General features: G+C 52.6%; 2 protein-coding genes. Both read right to left on the bottom strand.

Features of this window, described 5'->3' with window-relative positions; genetic code table 11:
• Nucleotides 1–244: hypothetical protein (locus NZK35_RS28930; RefSeq protein WP_259636010.1), on the bottom strand; the 244-nt coding region annotated here is incomplete at its 3' end.
• A 62-nt stretch (nt 245–306) separates the two neighbouring features.
• The gene (locus tag NZK35_RS28925) at nt 307–1284 is read right to left on the bottom strand and encodes an IS110 family RNA-guided transposase (RefSeq protein ID WP_259636009.1); all 978 of its coding nucleotides are present in this window, start codon (nt 1282–1284) and stop codon (nt 307–309) included.
• Nucleotides 1285–1516: the final 232 nt, after the last annotated feature.

Genomic DNA, 1516 nt, shown 5'->3' with positions numbered 1-1516 from the left:
CCGGAGCGACGGTCTTATTTCCGGTCAATAGATTGATCGAAAATTTTAAATTTTTCGATTCGATTTCCCAGAGTCCTTGGGGGCCAGCCCCCAAACCCCCGAGGTTTTTTGAAGCATTGCGCCGGTGTTCCATGATTTTACAGAACAACCGCGCAGCGGTAACATGAACGTGCTGGGTGAAACACACAGCAGCTCTGCAGAGGTGCAACTGCTCGAAGGATAATCCAGTCGCCGGTGCGTCCATGATGCATCGAGCACGTGAGGCGATCAGGATCCTTTTAGCGACGGTTCCCTGGTCGCCTCTTTCTATTTCGATAGGCTCAGGTCTGCCGTGCGCCAAGGTTCACCATTGCGAACCATGTCATTGAGAATGGTCAAGAGTTTTCGCATCGCGGCAACCAACGCGACTTTTTTCAGTTTGCCTTTGCTCAGCAGGCGAGCGTAGAACCTTTTGATGATTGGGTTGTAGCGTGTAGCCACCAACGTTGCCATGTACAACACGTTTCGCACTTGGCCGCGGCCTCCTTTGGCTTTGCGTTTCTTATCCGATTTGCCCGACTGATCGGCCAACGGTGCCACGCCAACTAACTTGGCGATCTGGCCGCGATTGAGATTTCCAAGCTCAGGAAGTTCGGCGACAAGCGTTGCCGTCGTTACGGTGGCGACACCGGGAACGCTTCGCAAAATGTCAATCTTTTCATCCATCTTGGCTCGCTCGGAAAGCTTCGTTTCGATTTGCGTATCGAGCGTTTTGAGCTGGTTTTTCCAGTGTGAAATGGATTGCTCGATTAAATCTTTGGCGAATGGATCACGCGTTTGAGCGAGTCGATTCTTTTCGGCCTGCAGCATCGTCAGGACTTGTCCTCGACGACGCACCATTGCCAGAAACGCTCGCTGAGCCTCGCTTCGCTGCGGTGCCAAATGAACATCGACATCGCGACCGAACTTGGCGATCAACGCGGCATCAATCGCATCGGTTTTCTCGAGGTAACCATGTCCTTTGGCAAAGTCACGAACTTGCCTCGGGTTGGCCACGACGACATCGATACCACCTTGGTGCATCGAATCGACTAAGATGTGTTCGAAGCCGCCGGTTGCTTCACAAATGACTAAAATGTTGTCGGCAGACTTGAGTCTGGCGGTCAACTTTTTATCGATCGCGGCACAGGTGTTGGGCAGCTCGCCGGTGAGCTTTCCCTCGGAATCATGAATGTCGATTTTGTCTGAGGCAACATCGACGCCAATGAAACGGGCGTAGTTCTTTTTTGCGGCGTTCGTTTTCATTGCAGAGTCCCATCCTAGTAAATACGATCTGGCTACTCACTGAGCCGATCAGGCGACGGTTCGGGTTCAAAACAAACAGCGACGCGATCAAGCTCCGGGTCGATGTCAAGCATCAGAGGGCAGACGATCTACGCCGCTGCGCCAACGGTCAAGCTGCAGGCAAGACCACTGGCATCAACACTGTCAAGCATCCAAAATGAAGCCCACAACGTCGATGGGTGAGATACTAGGG

This window comes from Stieleria sedimenti (genome assembly GCF_025060895.1).
In the GTDB taxonomy this organism is placed as follows: Bacteria; Planctomycetota; Planctomycetia; order Pirellulales; family Pirellulaceae; genus Stieleria; species Stieleria sedimenti.
This window is presented reverse-complemented; position numbering and strand designations above follow the sequence as displayed.

Bases quoted from the DNA above. Each gene is read 5' to 3' on its own strand.
- NZK35_RS28925 (WP_259636009.1), bottom strand. From the start codon at position 1,284: ATGAAAACGAACGCCGCAAAAAAGAACTACGCCCGTTTCATTGGCGTC.